Origin of the sequence: Rariglobus hedericola (assembly GCF_007559335.1) — a bacterium.
GTDB classification, from domain to species: domain Bacteria; phylum Verrucomicrobiota; class Verrucomicrobiia; order Opitutales; family Opitutaceae; genus Rariglobus; species Rariglobus hedericola.
Window position 1 is genome coordinate 293,537 of record NZ_VMBG01000002.1, and the last position, 19,725, is coordinate 313,261.

A 19,725-nucleotide genomic window follows, 5' to 3' on the forward strand; every position below is an offset into this window, starting at 1 on the left:
GATTTACACAGATGGGTTCACGAAAATATGCCCACACTTGCGGCAGGTGACTTTGATGGCGCGCGAGAGTTTGGGCACTCGCAGACCTTGGCTGCATTGCGGGCACGAGAGTTCTACTTTGTCTGCGGCGGGTGCGTCTTGAGGCACGACGGATTTGTGCTGCGCCGTGGAGGTTGCGTTGCTCAACCCGGATTGATCCGGGGGAGGTGCATCGAAGAAGAGTGCGGTGGCAATTTTGTGGGCCAGCCCGCCGAGCAAGCTGCCGACCGTAATACCCGCAAACAGGCAATACCGCCACTTCATGTTATGAAACGACGTGCCCGGATATTGATTGGCCCAGACGAGCACCGCGATTGCCGTAATCACGATACCTGCGCCGATAAACAGAACGCCCGACAAGGTGTCCGCTTCGAGCATCCGCCCATCTATCTTGAATTTGGTGCGGTGGAAATTAGCCGCGACACTGGAGATCCACCGGTCGAATTCATCCCACTGCTCCGGGTAAACGGATGCATCCTGGCGTGCTTGCTCGGCGGCGGGTGTGTGGAAGCCGCCCGAGGATGTGGGCTGGCTCGACCGGTATTGATCGTATTCCGACCGAGTGGCTGGGTTGGAGAGAATATTCCACGCTTCGTTGATACGCACCATCGCCAAGTGCGAGCCGCCTCTGTCAGGGTGATTTTCGAGAGCCTTCTGCCGGTAGGCTTGGCGGATGGCGTTGAAATCAGCAGACGGACTGACGCCTAGAATGTCGTAATAGTCGTGTTGCATTTCGTGCGATGTAGCGACGCGGACATCCCCCGCCGGCGTCCTCTGTGGGTTACTGGAGGTATACGAGCAGAGCCTTGGCTTTCTTCGGCCAATCCTGAGAGAGGGCCTGCGGATTCTTCTTCAACTCGTCGATGATCTTCAGGACGCCGTCGATTTCGAATGCGAGCTTGTTGCCCTCAACCGTGCCGAGGAGCTTGGCATTGTTGCGGCCGCGTTCGAGGGCGTTGATGACCTTAGGGAACGGCGGATCAACGTGAGGCAACTGCGGGTTTACAGCCCCGGCCGCGATCTCCAAGCGTTCGGAATCCGCTAGGATCTCGACCCAAGTAACTCCGGTGCCGCGGACAATATCCGACTGCACCTTCGGCTTGAGCGTGGTCATGCGCAGCTTAATCGAGGTCAGATCCTTCTTCAGTGAAGCTTGCACTTCCTGGAACGATGCGGAGGCGACTGGCTCTACGGCAGAGGAGGGCAGGGCGTAAGCGAGCGCCATCAGCATGAACGTGAGTAAGGTTTTCATGGATACGTATCGTTTGTGTGCGGACGTTGTCGGGCCGGATTTTTCGTGGGGCAGGCTGGGGCAGTTTCTTGGGGCCCAGCCTATTAGTCGCCACGTTATGGCGTGTTCGTCAATATAGGTTTCCGCCATAATGTGACGTGCCTAAGCGCAGATCACTCGACACTCCACAAACCGCCGCATGGTTGAAGGCGGTAGGGCGTCGAATTCGGGCAAAACGGATCGAAGTCGGGTTAACTCAGGAGTGTTTGGCCGAGTTGGCAGACATCACTCCGCGCACGCTTCAGAAGCTGGAGGCCGGGGAGTTCGCCACGCTCATTTCAACGCTTAAACGGGTCCGTGCGGGACTTGGCTGCCGTTACGACGATTTGCTTCCGGATTGAGGCAGGTTTGCCAAATATCTCAATAAGAGATAAGTCCTAAGCATTCATCAAGTAGCCATAAATAGGCTCCATTAGAGGCCGTCTTGTAGTTTGCTGATTCGGCTCAGTTCTAGCGTGACGAATCCGGTCTCCGTAGCAGGTGTATTAAGGTGGAGCGTTTTTTAATGCCTCCCTTATTACTAGTTGCTGTAGATTGCTAAGAGGGGGCATGGCTGAAACTGACTAAATGCTATATAGTAAGTTTATACTAGATAATGATTTAAATCTTTGATTTAGGCGATCCCGCTTGACCCGCTAAATGCGCATGGGTTTCAGATGCATGAAGCTTTCAACAGCTGCTAATGCAGCGATCTAACATTTTTGCGTCTACTTCTATGTCGCCTCTCCCGTATTTTGGTTTTTTTCTCCGATTTAGTTCAGCTGTTTTTGCGGTGTTGGTGTGTGGTCTTCCAGCACTTAGCGCGGCACTACCAAGTGGCTGGAGCAATGCAGACATCGGCACCGTAAGTGTCGCGGGAACGGCTTCGTTTACTTCCGGCACGGGCACCTACACGCTTCAAGGCTCAGGCGCGGCCGACATCGCGGGAACAACCGATAATTTCCATTTCGCCTACCGTGCGCTGAGCGGTGACGGCTACATCATCGCCCGGATAGCCTCGCTCACCAACACCAACACGTGGTCGAAGGCCGGCTTGATGATCCGTGAAACCATCGATGCAGATTCTAAGCACGCACTGATGATGGTCACGCCGGCCATGGGGACTGGTATCAAGTATCGCACTGCAACCGGAGGCGCGACCACTCAGGTTCTCGTGACGGGCGCCGCTCCCCGCTGGCTCAAACTTGAGCGCCGTGGCAAGATGATCACCGGCTTTGAATCGACCGACGGGGTTACATGGAACGTCGTTCAGCGCGTAGCCTTATCTATGAATACCGACGTGCTCGTCGGTCTCGTTGTGTGCAGTCGGACCTCGACCCTCGCCACCATGACTGCCGACCAAGTAGTCATCGATTCCCCGGACGCCTCTATCGCATTGCCTTGGCCTTGGACCGAACAAACCGTGGGCTCTCCGACTGACTCCGGCGTAGCGCTCTACGACGGCAGTTACGTTCTTTCGAATCTCGGCGCAGACATCACCGGCACTGCCGACAAGATGAAGTATGTTTCGCAGACCTTGATGGGCGACGGCGTCATCACCGTAAAAGTATCTTCGGTTACTTCCGGCGACAACTCAACCCGTCTCGGTTTGGTGATGCGTGAGTCACTCGATGCCAATGCACGCAGCGTCGTGCTGGCTTTGTCCACCGCCAAAAGCGTCGCCTTCATGAGCCGGCGCACGGTGGCTGGTGCGCTCACGACCCGTGCGACCGCCGTAACCGTGGCCGTGCCTGCCTGGCTCCGTCTTCAGCGCGCCGGTAACGTCTTCACGGCGTGGCGTTCCACCGATGGCATCACCTGGACCGAGCATGGCACTGAAACGCTCGAACTCGGCCCCATCCTCAATGTTGGTCTGGCGTATTCTAACCGCCATATCTCGACTTGGGCCATCGGCGTGGGCGACGAACTCAAGCTGACTTCACCTGCCGATACTGACGGCAACGGCTTGGATGATGGTTGGGAGGTTCAGTATTTCGGCGGCATTGGAGTCAACCCGCAGGGCGACCCCGACAGCGATGGCTTGACCAACGGTCAGGAATGGGAGTTGGGCAATGATCCGCAGGTCTTCAATCTTGAGGGCCAACGTCCGTTGCTAGAGCTGATCTCGGGAGACGATCAGATTGCCGCGACCGGATCTTTGCTTTCCCAGCCGCTGGTTGTTCGAGTCAAAGATTCTCTGAGTGGTGATCCGCTGGCCAACATTCCCGTATTTTTCCACGTTGGCTTGGGCAATGGCCGCCTCGGCTCCGTCGCTCCCGGTGCTTCCGCTCTCAGTCTTTTTTCAGACGTCAACGGCCTTGTGCAGTCCTCTTTCATGCTTCCCGCCACTGCCGGTCTCAACCGAGTGAACGTGAGCGTCGGTGGCCGCCAGCAAGCGGGAGTGATCACGTTCGACTTGAAGGCGCTCGCGGGCGTCGATCCATTGCTCTTTGACGTCGCTGATATCGGCGTGCCGACGCTGCCGGGGCAAATCGCGTATTCCGCCGGCACCTATACCATGACGGGAGCTACCGTGGTTGATAATTCAGGAACCGCCGATCGTTCGACCTTCGCCTGGCGCGATTTCACCGGTGACGGTTATATCCTCGCCCGAGTGCAGTTTACTCAGGCTGATAACGCATTAGCTCAAGCCGGTGTGATGATGCGTGAAAACCTCAATCCCGAGGCACCCAACGTCGCCATGCTGCTCACCGCCACCAGCGGAGTAGCCTTTCAGTATCGTGACACCGCCGGAGCCACCACCGGCGTGGCACGTCTCGCAGGTGTAACGGGTCCCGTCTGGGTTCTGCTCCGTCGCAGCGGCGATGTGTTCACTGGGTTTTATTCCGTCGATGGCGAGGTCTGGACCTATCGAGGCACCCGGACGATTGCGCTCGGCTCCACGCTGAAAGTGGGTTTTACCCACGGCACCCGCACCAGCGTTGGCAACAGCGCTTCGTTTGACGGTCTTCGTATGGGTGCGCTCGCCACGGCTCCTTGGTTCGTCGCTGACATTGGACTGCCACGCGCCACGACGATCAATGACTTTACTGCGGACTCCGTGTTCGTTCGCGCGGGTGGCGCCGATATGGCCGGGGCGGCGGATAATTTCCACTACATCTACCAACCGCTTATCGGAGATGGCCGCCTGATTGCGCGCGTGGCTTCCCACCTCTCGCTCAACAGCTCGACCAAGAGTGCATTAATGGTCCGAGAAAGTCTCGATGCCGGTTCCCGTCACGTGTCCCTCTCGTTTGCCGCGCCGTCTGGGATCACCTTACGCAAACGCGACCTCACCAACGGCACGACCACCTCGGCGACCGGTGTCGCCTCGGTCACGGCTCCTTATTGGCTGCGAGTGGATCGTCTGGGACCTAAAATTATCACTTATGCGTCGAGCGACGGCCAGAATTGGTCCACCACCGGCACGGCGGCTTTCGACCCTGGCTCCACGCCGCTCATCGGCTTGGCCGCTTCCAGCAGCACTTCGTCTCTGCATACCCAAGCTCTGTTTGATCACATCAGTCTCGAGATGGCCGCAGGTTCCCTCGGCTGGAACGGTGCCTACTATACCGGTGCAGATTTCAAAAACAGCCGCATGTTCCGCCGCGATCTGGAGCTCGATTTTTCCTGGCCCTTCTCGCAATCCCCCGCGCCGGGCATTTCTGCCGGCTCCGCTTATTCGGTGCGCTGGCAGGGCGACCTTGTCCCCTCATATTCCGAGACCTACACGTTCACAACTTTGTCGCAAGGTGCTGTCCGCGTGATCGTCAACGGCCAGTCCGTTATAGACCGCCTGACACCCCACATGCTCGCCACGACCACCGGCACGATTGCACTGACCGCCAATGAGCCTGTTCGCGTAGTGGTTGAATATGCGAACACCCCAACTCAAGACGCCCGCATTCGCCTGAACTGGTCGTCTTCGAGCCAGTCCGACGAACCTGTTCCGTTCCTTGCGGTTCGATCTCTTGATGCTGATGACGACGGCATGCCCGATGCCTGGGAAAGCGCCCATGGCCTGAATCCCAACAACACTGCCGACGCCGCGCTCGATCCCGATGGCGACGGCCTGTCCAACCTTCAGGAATACGAACTCGGCGGCAACCACGCCGTCGTCGACGACCGCCTGCCAGGTGCCGTCACGGTCGAAACATGGACGGGCATTACCGGCAGAGCGGTTGCTGACCTCACGAGAAATGCTAAATTTTTTACGGCTCCTGATACCAAGAACGCGGTAACGCTATTGGAGACCTCTCAAAACCGTGCCGAAAACTATGGCGCGCGTATACGCGGCTACATCGTCGCTCCTGCGACGGGCGCTTATGAATTTTGGATCTCGGCAGACGACAGTGCTGATTTTTTTCTGAGTCCTGATGACAGCCCCTTTACCCGAAAACGTCTGGCTCGTGTGAGTTTGGGCGTCAGTGCTTACCGGACGTATACCACTCGTCCCGAGCAGCATTCTCAATCAGTCAATCTGGTCGCTGGGCAGTATTATTATTTTGAAGTCCTGCACAAAGAGGGCACTACAGCCGATCATCTGTCGGTAGCCTGGACTCGTCCGGGTGGAACCGCTCCCGAGCTTATTGATGGCGCCTATCTCGCGACGTTTGCTGGAAACTCCGCTGACCTTGATGGCGACGGTTTACCTGATACTTGGGCGGCAACGCATGGACTGAATAATCTCAGCCTTGATCCGTCCGCACGCGGTGCACAAGGGGATGCTGATGGTGATCAGCTCACCAATCTTGAAGAATATCAAAATGGGCTTGATCCACAGACTGCCGATTCTGATGGCGATGGCATCGCGGACGGGTGGGAGCTTTCGCATGGTCTCGATCCGCACGTAGATGATGCTTATTTAGATTTGGACCAAGACGGGTATCCAAACCGGTTTGAATATGCCAATGGATCGGATTCCGCGAACCCTCTCTCCGTTCCTTCAGTAGGCAAACGGGTCAATCTGACCGATCCAACCGCCTACACCACTATTCAAGCGGCAATCGATGCGGCCGCTCCTTATCAGGTCATTGAGATTGCTGCGGGCGTATACACGGGAGTGGGGAATCGCTCGTTAACGGTCGGCAGCAAGCCGCTCATCATTCAAGGTGCAGGCACCATCGGGGCGACGATTGATTTGGAAAATGACGGCACGGGGCTCGCCACTACGGCGGATTTGATTCTCAAAAAAATCACCTTTGACCGTCCTTCGGGCTTTGCTGTTCAGCAGCATGGCGGTTTTGGCTTTTTGAAGGATATCAAGGTTACCCGTGCGACCGACTTTGGGGGCGCTTTGATCGATCTCGAATCCGCCCGCATGATCGTTACGGGATTGGAAATAGCGCGCGGCGCAGCGAGTGGTATTGAGGCGACGAATACGCATCTCGTCGTGACCAATTACACCTTTCAATCCAATGACAGTGGATCCGGTGGAGCGGCCGTTCATCTGCTGGGAGGTAGTGAGGGGGCGTTCTCTGGCCCGCGGTTCGTGGATAATCACTCATCCGTTGCCTTGGTTAAACAGGAGGGTTCGGGCACTACCTCGACGTGGACGAATGCCGTCATGCTCCGCAACGAGTCCTCTGCGGGTCATGTGTGGGATAACACCGATACTGTATCGACAGTCTCTTATTCCACCTTTGCGGATAATCGAGCCCCGGATTCTCCACAGGCTTTTGTGCAGGGAAGTGGCGGTTCGTTTACTGTGCTCAATTCCATCGTTTATAACCCTGCGCTTGCGGATGAGTTCAGCGGTGCGTCCAGCTATGTGCTTTCACATATTATCACGAGCAGTGCGGAGTCGGGCACGGATGTATTGAATGTAGATCCACGTCTCACGGGCTCGGGACGCTTGCGTGCAGGTTCGCCGGCAATTGACGCGGGCCTTGCAGGAGTGAATCTGCCGAAGGATATTGATCAAGAAAACCGGCCTTCCAACGGGGTTCCTGATATCGGTGCGGATGAGTGGATTCCCAGTGAGGCTTACCCCCTGTTGCCCGCTTGGTTTGTGACTGCCTATAACGTGACTGACTTTCTGTCGGATCGTGACAGTGACAGCTTGGTCGATTATTTCGAGTATCTGGCTGGCACGAATCCGACGCTTGCGGACTCCGACGGTGATGGCGTGCCGGACAAGTTCTCGGGGCCTCCGCTGGTCTATGCCGGCGAAGACATGGCCGTTCAGTCGAGAATGACGATTCAGCTGTCCGGTGCAGTTTACGATGACGGTTTGCCTAATCCACCAGCCCACTTGCTGGTCGCGTGGGAGGTGTTCGATGAGGACGGTTACCCGGTTGACGACTCCTTTGTGGAGTTTGCCGATCTTGCGAATCCCAGATCTGAAGTGCGATTCATTGAGCCTGGAAAATATACACTGCGCTTGGTTGCCTCCGAAAATGCCGGAGTGACCTATATTCAGGATGAAATTACCGTGGAGGTGTCAGGTATCGAATCGGCTTACGGCGATCTTGTCGGCCATTGGCGCTTTGAAGAAGGCGGCGGCAAGCAAGTAGCCGATGGGTCATCCAATGGAAATACGGCCACATTAAGCGGGGAAACAGAATGGACTGATGGTGTTGCCGGTCTTGGTGTTTCGTTCGGTCCGGGCCATGGCGAGGCCGAAGTGCGCAGCCCGGTAGGGCTCAATATTGAAGGCGAAATCACCCTTGCGGCTTGGGTGAAACTAGCCGGTCCACTCACGAATCGTTATCAACGCATCGTCTCTAGCAAAACCGCGTGGAATGCGCTCGCGGGTTACGAGCTTGAATACAACCCCGTGGAGAAGCGGCTTACATTCTGTGGTTATGGCACCGAGCAGATGATCGCTTATGAGGTGGATTTAACCTCAGGCTGGCATCATGTGGCATTTGTTTTGAAGCGTGATGCGTCCCGTTTCGCTTACGAGGGGGCATTTTATGTGGATGGTCAGCTCTTGGAGGATTATCCGTTCACGCGTCCCGGAACGCCTGCGGTTGTTCGTCGCATTTCGGTTTTTGAGTATTTTTCCCTTGGTGCGGTTAAACTTTCACCGAAGCTGAGGCAAATTCGTGCGGCAGGTGGCAATTTTGCCATCGGTGCACATCCGGGCCCCGCAACAGTCGCAGAAGACTTTGCAGGAGTTCTGGATGATGTGCGCGTTTACCGGACGGCATTGGCTCCGGAGGCTGTTCAGGAGATTTACACTGATCGCAATGGGCTTAAGTTCTGGGTAAAAGCGGCCAATGCCCAGTTGGCTCCGGGCACCAGCACAGTGACCTCACTTCCTGATCTTTCGGGCCGTGGAAATAATCTGGTTCCTGCGTCTGCGGAGGCTCGTCCGGTATTGGAGTCCGTGTCAGGGCAACCCTCGCTCGTCGTTTTCGACGGCGTAGATGATGCACTATCCGCGATTTTGGCCGATAGCATTAGTGGATCGGCCACCTATTTTATTGTCGCTAAAAATCTTGCTGGTGCACCGGTTGAGGACTCCGGTATTTTTGCAACCGCAGTAGGTTCTTCGCTAGCAAGTTTCGAATTGGGAGTAGACGCCTTGCATACGCTCGGAGTGAACACCTACGACTCCCGTCGTTATCCGATCGGTTATGCAGATTCATCCCTGCATCTCTACACGGTGGTGGTCGACGCGGGAGATGTGGGAGCGAGCGAACCCGCCAAGCTTACGATCTATCGTGACCAGAGGTTGGTGTCTCAGAACGAAAAAGAGGCTACGGAAGCCCAGCTTCTCACCTCGATTGTTTTAGGACGTGGTCGAGGCACTGCGACCTTCGCCCGATCAGGTGTTGCCGAGGTGCAGGTCTATGAAAGAGCCCTTGATGGGCTAGAGCAAAAACGCATCGAGAACCGCTTGATGAGGGAATATGTAGAGCCGTCAACTCGCTGGGTTGAGCTGACCTCGCCCCGTCAAGATGTCACGCTGACAAAGACCTCGGGACACACGTTGAATGTCCCTCTTCGTGCTCGCACCACCGAGAACGGACGCTCACTCGCAAGGGTTGATTTCTACGCCGACGGCACACTAGTGGGCAGTGCCTCTGCATTCCCGTATGAATATGTGTGGACCAATCCGTCTGTCGGTGTGCATGAGATCGTGGCAGTTGCTGTTGAGGCAGCGACATTCCTGAAATCGGATTCATTGAGTAAGCGTATCTCCGTGGTGTCGGGCACCGGTTATCAAATTCTTCGCTTATCTGAAGGCGAAAGCGCCATGGACATTTCCGATATGGCGACACTCGGTTCGCCTGTTTATATTGCAGGCTATGGAGCAAACCGTCCGCTGATTTGGAAGTCGGGGGCAACGGCTCCGGTTTCTCTGCAACTGCAGTCCGGCATGAATCAGGGCCAAGCGGTATCAGTTAACGCTTCAGGTGTGGCCGTTGGTTCAGTGATTTCAGGGGGCATTCAAAAAGCAGCTTTATGGACTGTAAACGGCAACCTTTCGCTAATTGCGTTTCCTTCGAGCTATGCATCACGCGTAAGTTATGCGACGCACATAGCAGATACGGGTTATGTTGCTGGGACTTTTGATTCAGGAACGCAGGGGCTTAACCCCTTCCGTTATCATGTGGGGACCAATGTGACGAAGATTGATTGGCAGAATTCCGCCTCTACAGATTTTGCGAATTATGTAAGTAATGAAGGCGCACTTGCTGGTGGTATCGGATGGCAACGGCCGCCAGTCCCTCCGAACTGGTATTTTATCGGGACTGCTCCTCAGGATCCTGTGGTAACTGCCCAAACGTCTTTTTCCTCAGGCTCTGCGGTTGTTAACCAAGGCCCTCCGTCTTACCCTAGGTTTACTCTTTCGCCGCCATTCCCAGTAAATACGTATGTGCAGGCCTTTCAGGCCTTCTTACCGTCTTATTTTTCCAGTTTTGTAAATGCAATGACTGGATCTACATGGGTAGGGCAGTCTGGTTATATTGTTCAACTGGGAAGCGCTACCTATCTCAATAATGGTCAGAACTATGGGGCTTGGTATACATCTACGACCAAACAGGCCCATCTACGGACGGGTGGTGGAGCATGGTCGCGCCTCACGCCCCCGACCTTAGGTGGTTTGCAAAGTGAGGCACTTGATGTCGCGCAAGTTGACGGAGCGGGTCTAGTGATCGTGGGCTGGGCGCACACAGCCAAAGGCGCGATGGATTTCTCGTGGATTCCCAATTACGTCGATCCAGGTTATAAATATGCAACTGAGGAAACGCATGCATTTATCCGCACAGGCTCCGGGTCTATGCTTGATTTGAACACTGTTATCTTCGGTGCAGACAGCAGTAAAACGGGTTGGGAATTGGTTCGCGCGAACGCAGTCAATAATCAGGGCTGGATAGTGGGCGAAGGCTATTACGACGGTCGTTATGCCGCTTATGTGACCGCGATTTCGGCAGACGAAGACGCTGACGGTTTATCCGATCTTCATGAATCTTTTCTGTATGGTAGCAGCGGCGCTTCGGCTAATTCGGATGCCGACGCATTGTCTGATTTACAAGAAGTGCTGGCGGGCTCTAACCCGCGCCTGACGGACAGCGATAGTGATGGTCTTCCCGATGACTGGGAGTTTACCCATGATCTTAACCCGGGAAAAGGAACCGGCTTTGATGGGGCTAGCGGCGATCCTGATCAGGATGGGCTGACCAACCTGCAGGAGTATCAACTCGGCACGGACCCTTCGAAGGCCGACACCGATAGCGACGGCATGCCGGATGGCTGGGAGGTTGCTCACGGGCTTGATCCGCTCAACCCGGCAGATGCCGAGCTTGATACCGACAGCGACGGGCTAATCAACCGCCTCGAATGGCAGTTTAACTCCAATCCGACGAAAGCCGATGGAGACGTCCCCGCCACTGGTCAGTCGATCCCTCATCCGGTAACCACTATCGTCAATACCGGCGACGGCCTCACCGACGTTGAAGAAGTTCTATTGGGTCTCAACCCGCTCGCCTATGATACGCAGTTTGGAAGCAATGCTCGAACGGGGCTAAATTACTGGCAGCAACACAATGATCCCGGAATAGATACTGACGGGGATGGTTTGTCAGACTTCGCAGAAATCATATGGGGAACTAACCCGGCACTCGTCGATACCGATGGAGATGGCATGCCGGACGGATGGGAGGTAGCTTATGGATTTAAGCCTTTGGACCCAGCCGACGCAGCTTTGGACAAGGATAACGACAAACTGACGAACTTGCGGGAATATGAACTTGGTCTTCTGCCTAACGACTTTGACTCCGATAATGACCGGTTAGGGGATGGTTGGGAAATCGCCCAAGGCTTCAACCCAGCAACATTGCGTGGCGGTTTGCAGGCATGGTGGAGATTCGATACCACCGTTGCAGGAGGAGTTTTTGCTGATTCTGCCGGCATTCTCCACGACGGTTTGTTGCGCGGTGCGTCCACTATCCAAAGCGGGGGACGCTTGGGATCCGCCCTGCGGCTCGACGGATTGAATGCATATGCGGTGGTTAAGCATCACGAGGATCTCAATTTGTCTGCGGACGGCACCTTCAGCCTCTGGTTCAGGCCGGAGGTGGGCTCACTCGCTACGACGCGACAGCTCTTTGACAAGCTGGGTAGTTACACCTTGGAAATTCAGCCAGGTGGCAATCTACTCTTTACATGGCTAATTGAGGGTGAAGCACACGCAGCCACGAGCACGGCACCGTTGGTCGAAAGTCAGTGGAATCACATCGTTCTCACGATTGACCGCGACTCGGGTGAGATACGCTTCCATCTCAATGGCATTGCCGCGGGAGTGATCACTGCTGATTTGGATGAGCCCTTCGACTCCAGTCCTTGGCCGCTCATTTTAGGCAGTCAGCGCGTGTTGCCCTTTGCCCGCACGCCAAAGGGCTTGCTTGACGATGTGCGTCTTTATGGACGCGTGCTTACCTCGGATGAAATTACGGAGATTGCCAATCCTGCCACGCCGTCGCTCGATCCTAATCGCGATGATGATGGTGATGGGCTAATCAATGCAGAAGAAGCTGCAGCAGGCACGGGTCCGCTCGTCGTTGATACCGACGGTGACGGCCTCTCCGATTACGATGAGATCAAGGTTCATTATACCAATCCGCTGGTCACGGACACCGATGGCGACACCCTGTCCGACTACGCCGAAATCCACACTCACGGCACCAACCCCCGCACCCAGGATACCGATGGAGACGGTCTCGGTGATCTTCGCGAAGTCACGGTTTGGCATACCTCCAGTGCGCTTACGACCACTCATAACGTGGTGGACAGTCGTGAGCCTGTTCCAACGCCTCCACCGAGCCGCCCTGATGGATGGGACACTGACAACGATGGCATGCCCGACGGATGGGAAGTGCGCTATGGATTAAACCCTCTCGACCCGGCTGATGCCGCTCTCGACCCCGACGATGATGGCATGAGTAATCTCGTCGAATATCAAAAAGATAAGCATCCGCTTTATCCTGACGATATTTCCGTGATCGGCGACCGAGATGAGGACGGCCTTTCTGATTGGGACGAAATCTACCGTTATTTCACCGATCCGGATAGCGCCGAAACCACGCTCGGATTAAATGATTTTTTTGCCGCCAATTACGGTCTCCTACCTGGGATGTCACCTACGCTTCCTATTGGCACTGTTGCAGGCGACCTGAGCAATGATCGCACTCTTGCATCTCATGCCCAAGATGGAACTTCCCCGTTAGATAGTTCAGGGAAGTCGGACGTAGCAATGGATGCGCAGAAAATTAAAATCGTTCCGATAAAAGAGATCGAGCATGATGAGGATGAGCCTGATCCGTTTGAAATTGTTGGTAAGGTAGTTACGCTTAAATCTCCAGGTTGCGGACAAAAAGTAATTCTCACGACCAACCCCTCCTTCGTATCATCGCTCATCACAGCGATTGATGGCTTGGTTATAACGGATCCTTCGGGACGCGTAAAAGAAGAAGCGGTTGAAGGGTTTAGTAAGAGCTCTGCCAAACCTGACGTTCGCCCAGATAAACCACCCTACCTTGGCGAGGATGCGGAGGGTGCTTATTTGCCCGGAAACGACTATGATATTACAAAGTTCATCCAGAGCCTCACTCCGGATACGAGCGGCTACATTCGCTTTCAGATTAAGGCGAAGGTGAAATACGTTCCAAAACGTAAGCCTAAGCCCCCCGAAGAACCGCAGGAGCCAGAGGAGCCGGAAGAACCCGAGGAGCCCGGACCGGGCGGTCCCGGTGGCGGCAGTGGAGGTGGTGGCTTTGGCGGATGGGGCGGCCTGTTCGGCTTTGGCTCATATAACCGCCCCGGCTCTGGTTATTCTAACACGACGCCTGGCCTCCAGTCCGATCCAGATCCCATCAAGCCTACCTACGCGACCAGTCGCATTATGGCGTTTGTGCAGGACGACGAGTGCGCTCCTTGTCGTAATAGCGAAAGCGGCGGAGGTTCCCATAAGACCGCCTCCATGAGCCCTCCCGGTTCCGGCAGCGGTGCGAACAACTCTGGCGTTAACATCACCTTCAACCTGAGTCCGTCCGGTTCGGCCGCTGCTGAGGGATCGTTGCGCCTGCGCGGCGACAACCTTGCCAGCCTTGCTTCGCCCACTGCCCTTGCGGCGATTTCCGGTTATTCCAAGGACACCCAATTCGTCATGGAAAGCGGTGCCGTCCGCCAAGCCGTGAGCGCCTCCCGCGTCATCGACGTGCAGTCGCTCTCCGGTGGCCGGACTGGCTATGAACTCCGCTTCTACGAAGCTTCTGCCATTACTGGAACGACCGAGACCAACCTGCGGACTCTCGCGTCCGTCGATCCTATCGCCACGTGGACTGTCGAGACTCTGGCTCCTGCCGGCGGTTACGATATTCTTAAGATTACCCACGTCGAAAACGGTCGCACGCGCGTCTATGAATATCAGCGTGGCAACACTCCCTCTACTGAATCCAACTGGGATTTTATAGAGGGTGATGGACTGCGCATTACTTCCGTCGTTGAGAGCCCAGCCACTGATGACGATATCTACCGCACGATCACCTTGCGTGATTCTGTTTACGGTGTTGCCTCGGTCACCCGCCAGCGCTTCCGCGATTTCGTTTGGGGACGTGAATTGGTAGAGGAAACGCTCGACCCCGCCGGAGCCCAGCCGCTCACCACGAACTACGCCTACCTCACCACCGGCGCTGCCGCCGGCAATCTGGAGACAACTACTTCGCCCGATGGCACGGTGACTCAGCGCCAGTTCACCACGGACACTCAGCCCAACGGCTACGTGATCGCTCGCGAAACCGGCTCCGTAACCACCTACGTTGGCGGACGCCAGCGCATCGTCACTCACATGACCATCCCGGACCTTGCCGGTGACGCCGATACTCAGCCCGAGTTCGCCGTGCTCGCTGAGGAGAAGGACGGTTCGGTCTATCGCCGCTCCTGGTCGGTCACGTCTTCCGGTCTTGTGGCCATCGGCGAAGCGAGTTTCCGCGAGACCCGCTCCATCACCGGGTTCGCTTCCAGCTCTGCGTGGGATGACCCTCGCAACGAAGTCACGATCAGCCGCAGCGCCACGCCGGCAGCCGGCGGCTCGCTCTCGCTTACGCTTTCGTCTGATGGCTTGCTCTCCCGCACCGCGGTTGGTGTAGCCGACGAGCAGGGCAACATCACGACGATCAGCGAACGCGGTGTGGCCGATGTTGCCGGCACGGGCTTTGCCACTGCCCCCACCACGCGCACCACCGAGGTGGCGGATGCACATGGACACTTTATCTCCCGTGTCACCCTTGATGTCGCCTCAGGCCATGTCACTGATTCCGAGGAAATCCTCGACAGCGACTCCGAAGAACGTCCCACCGAGATCGCTTACTTCGACGGCTCCATCGAGACCCGCACCTATTCGCCATGCTGCGGTCTATTGGAGACCTCCACTCGCAATGGCGTGACGACCTCCTATGGCTACGACGACATTGGTCGCCAGATAAGCGTAACTCAAAGCGGCATTACGACGCTGACCACCTACGATGCGGCTGGTCGTGTGCGCAAGACTACGCGCCAGCCCGATGGCATGCCCGGTTCTGCGATTATCACATCCCAGGCCAACTACGACCCCGCCGGCCGCGTCACTACGACTCGTGACGCCATGAACCGTCTCACCGCGCACGAGGAAACCGTTTCCGCCTCCACTGGAATCACCACCACGACCACGCAGCTGCCTTATGATGCGGCGTGGGGTGAGGCAGACCGTCCTGTGCAGATCTCCGTGACAGACGCTTCCGGCCGCACCATCTCGCAAAGCGGCAACGCCGCGCGTCCCGTGCGTTACGAATATGGCATTAGCACGCTCTCCGATGCCGACCAATGGGGCTACGTCACCGGTGACCTCTTCGCCTACACGCGCACTATCGCCCTAGATTCCGCGGGCGAGGACACACCCGAAGTCGTCACGACCTACGTGTCGCCCGCCGGCAGGACTCTCAAGGTGCTCTACGCCGATGGCGCTGTTGCACGCAACTTCTACGACAGTGTCGGCCGCCTCGTGCGCCAAGTGGACCCCGATGGCGTGCAGACCCTGCGCGAGCAAAGCGTCCTCGGCGATGTGAGCGTCACCGCCATCGACATGGTGAGGACTACACCTGCTGTTATTGATTACGCTGTGGACCGCATCACGCGCACCACCACTGCCTTTGCGACACGCGAAAGCACGCCCGTTCGCCGCACCACCACCGAGGTGTGGGAAACCACCGGCGTGGAGACGCCGACTACCGTATCAATCAACGAATCCTCACTCGACGGCCTACAAAATTGGCAAACATCCCGTGGACAAACGACGCACAGTCAGACGGTGATCGCCACCGATGGCACTCGCACCGTCACCACCACGCTGCCCGATGGTTCGAGCCAGATCCAGTTGGCGTCCGCAGCGGGACGCCTGACCTCCACGATCCGCAAGGACTCCGCCGGCGTTGTCCTCTCGGAAGTCACCTATGGCTACGATGCGCATGGTCGGCCCGAGACTCAGACGCAGACCGGGGTCGGCACCACCACGACGACTTACTACGACGACGATCAGGTGCACACCGTCACGGCGCCCGATCCTGATACCACCCGTTCCGGAGCCGGTTATGATTCTCAGACAAGCACCTATACCTACGATGCAGCGGGTCGGGTGAGTGACATCACGCTGCCCGACGCCACGCACACCTATACGAGTTACTATCCCACCGGACAGACGAAGCGCACATGGGGTAGCCTCACCTATCCGCAGGAATATACTTACGACTCTCAAGGTCGTGTGAAGACTCTCACCACGTGGCAGGACTTCGCTGGCGACACGGGCAAGGCGGTTACCACTTGGAACTATGATGCGCAGCGCGGCTGGCTCGAATCCAAGCTGCATGATGACGGTAAAGGGCCGGATTACACTTATACATCTGCCGGTCGTCGCGAAACTCGCACGTGGGCGCGGACTACTAGTGGCGGACAGGACATTGTTACTACTTACGGTAATGATAATGCAGGTCGGCTTTTAACAATTTCCTATTCGGATGGCACACCGAATGTCATGCATACGTATGACCGTCTTGGTCGTTATGATACGACAACGGATGCAGCAGGCACACTCACTCGTTCATATTCCAACGGGTATTTGGAAGATGAGGTATATACCGGCACGGGCCTCTTAACTGGATTGCAAATAGATCGAACATTTGAAACGAGTGCTCTTCACCGCCCTTGGAAGCTGGGGGCAACAAGCATGACCGAAATTGTCTATGCATACGACGACGCCGGGCGACTGGGCTCGGTATCACAGGCGGGGATGAGCGCCTCAATTGGTTACAGTCTGAATACGCAACTACATCAAAGCACAAGTATCACGAATAATTCCGTCCAGCGCTCCTATCAGCATAAAATCATTGATAACCTTGGCCGCATTGCGAGTGTGGCCTTGCGCTCCTCTTATTCAGGGTCCGTGCTGGATTCACGTGCTTACACTTATAACGCTCTGAATCAGCGTATTCGATCAGAACTTGTTAATGGGCGCCGATGGGCTTATGGATATGATTCACTTGGGCAGATCGAGTTTGCTGAAAAACGCATGTCAGATGATACTACAGTTCAGGCGGGATATTCGTTTTCGTATGATTACGATGATATTGGAAATCGTTCTGTTGTGACCGTAAATGGGCGAAGTGCTGATTATTTCGCTGATTCGCTGAATCGTTATATCGAGCGGGATGTTCCCGGGGTTCTTGATATTCATTATGGCGAAAAATATAAGGGCTACTCAGTCTCGGCGCAGAGGGCTACTTTGATCGATCCTGTAACGGGAAATATGAGCGTGATGGGTTCTAATGTGATCTATGATGAGCCTATTCATACACCTGCTGTGGGTGCTTATTATACTCATGCACTTGATAATGCCGGATTGCCTTGGCGGGCGACGATTACTCTTAAGGGGCGGTCCGGTCAGGCACCGGACTTGAGTTACGATGAGTTCCTGCCTACTGTGGTGGAGAGCTATACTTACGACGACGATGGCAATCTGTTGACCGACGGACGCTGGGGGTATAGTTGGGATGCTGAAAACAGACTTGTTGCGATGGAATCCGTTGAGCCGTATTTACCGAGAACTCGTTTGGAGTTTAGCTATGACTGGCAAGGTCGTCGCATTAGTAAATGCGTAAAGACGTGGAATGCTTCCCTGTCCACGTGGAATGAAGCGAAGGATATTCGTTTTCTGTATGACGGATGGAACCTGATTGGTGAATACTCAGCCGGGTCATCGACCCTGGCGTTGATTTCTACATATGTATGGGGGCTGGATATCAGTGGGTCGACACAAGGGGCAGGCGGGGTTGGCGGCTTATTATGGGCGGGTATATCTTCCGGATCTTACGCACCGAGCTATGACGCGAATGGGAATGTTTTAAATTGGATGGATTTATATAATGGGGTCATTGTCGCGGAGCGTGACTATGGGCCTTTTGGCGAATCTGTGCTTGTTTCGGGTGCACTCGTCAATTTACCTTGGGGCTTCAGCACGAAATATCAGGACGTGGAGAGTGGCTTCCTTTACTACGGCCTAAGATATTATAACCCCAGCACTGGACGGTGGCTTGGCAGAGATCCGATTGGGGAAGTGGGTGGATTGAATATGTATAAATTTGTTGGAAATAATGCGGTCTGTTTCGCGGACTACCTTGGCCTGCTGGAGACGAATATAACTTATGAGCAGGCGAGAACTCTGAGTGATTCGGCTTCGATAATTAATACCCATGTTAATGAAATTATTAAAGATGAGTTTGCCAACGGGTGGAAAAAGGAGTGGGGAGGGAAGCTTGTCGTAGAGCGGATTATGGAGGCCTTGGTAGGTGGGGAAATTAACAATATCAAGATGGTTGCTGACCTGATGACTAAGTTCCCAGATCATTTCCTCAAGGGCAGGGCGGCAGGTAGTAAATATGACAATGCGATAAAACGTCCAGGTGGAGCAAATACCCGAGATATGCTTTCATCTATGTTTGCAAGTCGCCCTTTAGTTTGGGCCACAAATGAAGAGGCTGACGCGATTGTGCTCGCTGCGGGAATGAATATCACGGACAAGGCAAATATAGTGCATGCTATTGGGACTGATAAATTGGATCACATGTTCATGGATGGATATTTCTATTTTAAGCAAGGTTACGCTGAGGCTGTAGCTCGAACTCATTCAGAAGGGTTGGAGCGTGGGATGTATGGATTTCGTGCCTCTGGTGTTTACTCGGGAGCAGATGTTAATGCTAACTTGATCGGATTTAAATTTTATCGTGATGTTTATGCTGCCTATTGTGCTAAGCATGAATATGTCATGGATATAGCAAGTTGGGATTTGGGTTCGCTAGATGAAAATAAAGTTCATAATGACTATATTCCGGATGTTAAAGCTAGGGTTCTCGCAAATGAAAATAGATATGCTAAATAAAATATTATTTATTTTAATGATGAGTATCTGTGTGTCCTGTTCTAGTGTGGATGGAGATGCTATTCGTAATAGGCAGGATCAGGACCTTTTTAATTTATATATCCGTGGCTCTCATTTCGAAACGTATCCCAAGTATCGAGTAGGTAATATATCAAAGACTGTTAGCGCGTCTGAAATTTCCGTAGGCGTCAGGGAAAAAATCATAGGTGCTGATGGGGATACTTCAGTTGATTTATCTGAAGAGGAATTGCGTCTGCGGCGAAAAAATAATTTAGATGGATGGGGGCGTTTATTGAAGTGCGATGGCTATTTGGGAGTATTCAGATCGGCTGGGTCAAAATCTGAGTTCTTGGTGTGCAAGATAGAAACAGGGGAAGTGTATCATGTGCGGTTTGCGCCTGTGCATTAAATGAAACGGGCCGAAGAAACCGACGAGCCGAATGAGACACGTCTTGACTCTTGACAACGTTCCGCTGATCCGAGGCAGAATAGGATATGG

General features: G+C 54.9%; 5 protein-coding genes. 3 read left to right on the forward strand and 2 right to left on the reverse strand.

Translation table 11 applies throughout. The annotated features are described in order from the left end of the window. Nucleotides 1–3: 3 nt before the first annotated feature. On the reverse strand, nt 4–771 hold the full coding sequence (locus FPL22_RS11625; protein ID WP_144230532.1) for a DnaJ domain-containing protein: 768 nt from the start codon (nt 769–771) through the stop codon (nt 4–6). A 49-nt stretch (nt 772–820) separates the two neighbouring features. Beyond that, the gene (locus tag FPL22_RS11630; protein ID WP_144230534.1) at nt 821–1,291 is read right to left on the reverse strand and encodes a hypothetical protein; all 471 of its coding nucleotides are present in this window, start codon (nt 1,289–1,291) and stop codon (nt 821–823) included. 137 nt (nt 1,292–1,428) lie between these two features. On the opposite strand from FPL22_RS11630, the gene FPL22_RS18180 reads away from it, so the two are divergent. The 3 genes from FPL22_RS18180 to FPL22_RS11645 all read left to right on the forward strand — a co-directional run bounded on the left by FPL22_RS18180 (nt 1,429) and on the right by FPL22_RS11645 (nt 19,635). Next, nucleotides 1,429–1,671, forward strand: a complete 243-nt coding sequence (locus tag FPL22_RS18180; protein WP_203235148.1) for a helix-turn-helix domain-containing protein — start codon at nt 1,429–1,431, stop codon at nt 1,669–1,671. Between the two features lie 374 nt (nt 1,672–2,045). Beyond that, nucleotides 2,046–19,226, forward strand: a complete 17,181-nt coding sequence (locus FPL22_RS11640) for a LamG-like jellyroll fold domain-containing protein (protein ID WP_162525283.1) — start codon at nt 2,046–2,048, stop codon at nt 19,224–19,226. Further along, nucleotides 19,204–19,635 (forward strand): hypothetical protein, encoded by a 432-nt coding sequence (locus tag FPL22_RS11645; protein WP_144230538.1) that lies wholly within the window; start codon nt 19,204–19,206, stop codon nt 19,633–19,635. The genes FPL22_RS11640 and FPL22_RS11645 overlap by 23 nt, the downstream gene beginning before the upstream one ends. Nucleotides 19,636–19,725: the final 90 nt, after the last annotated feature.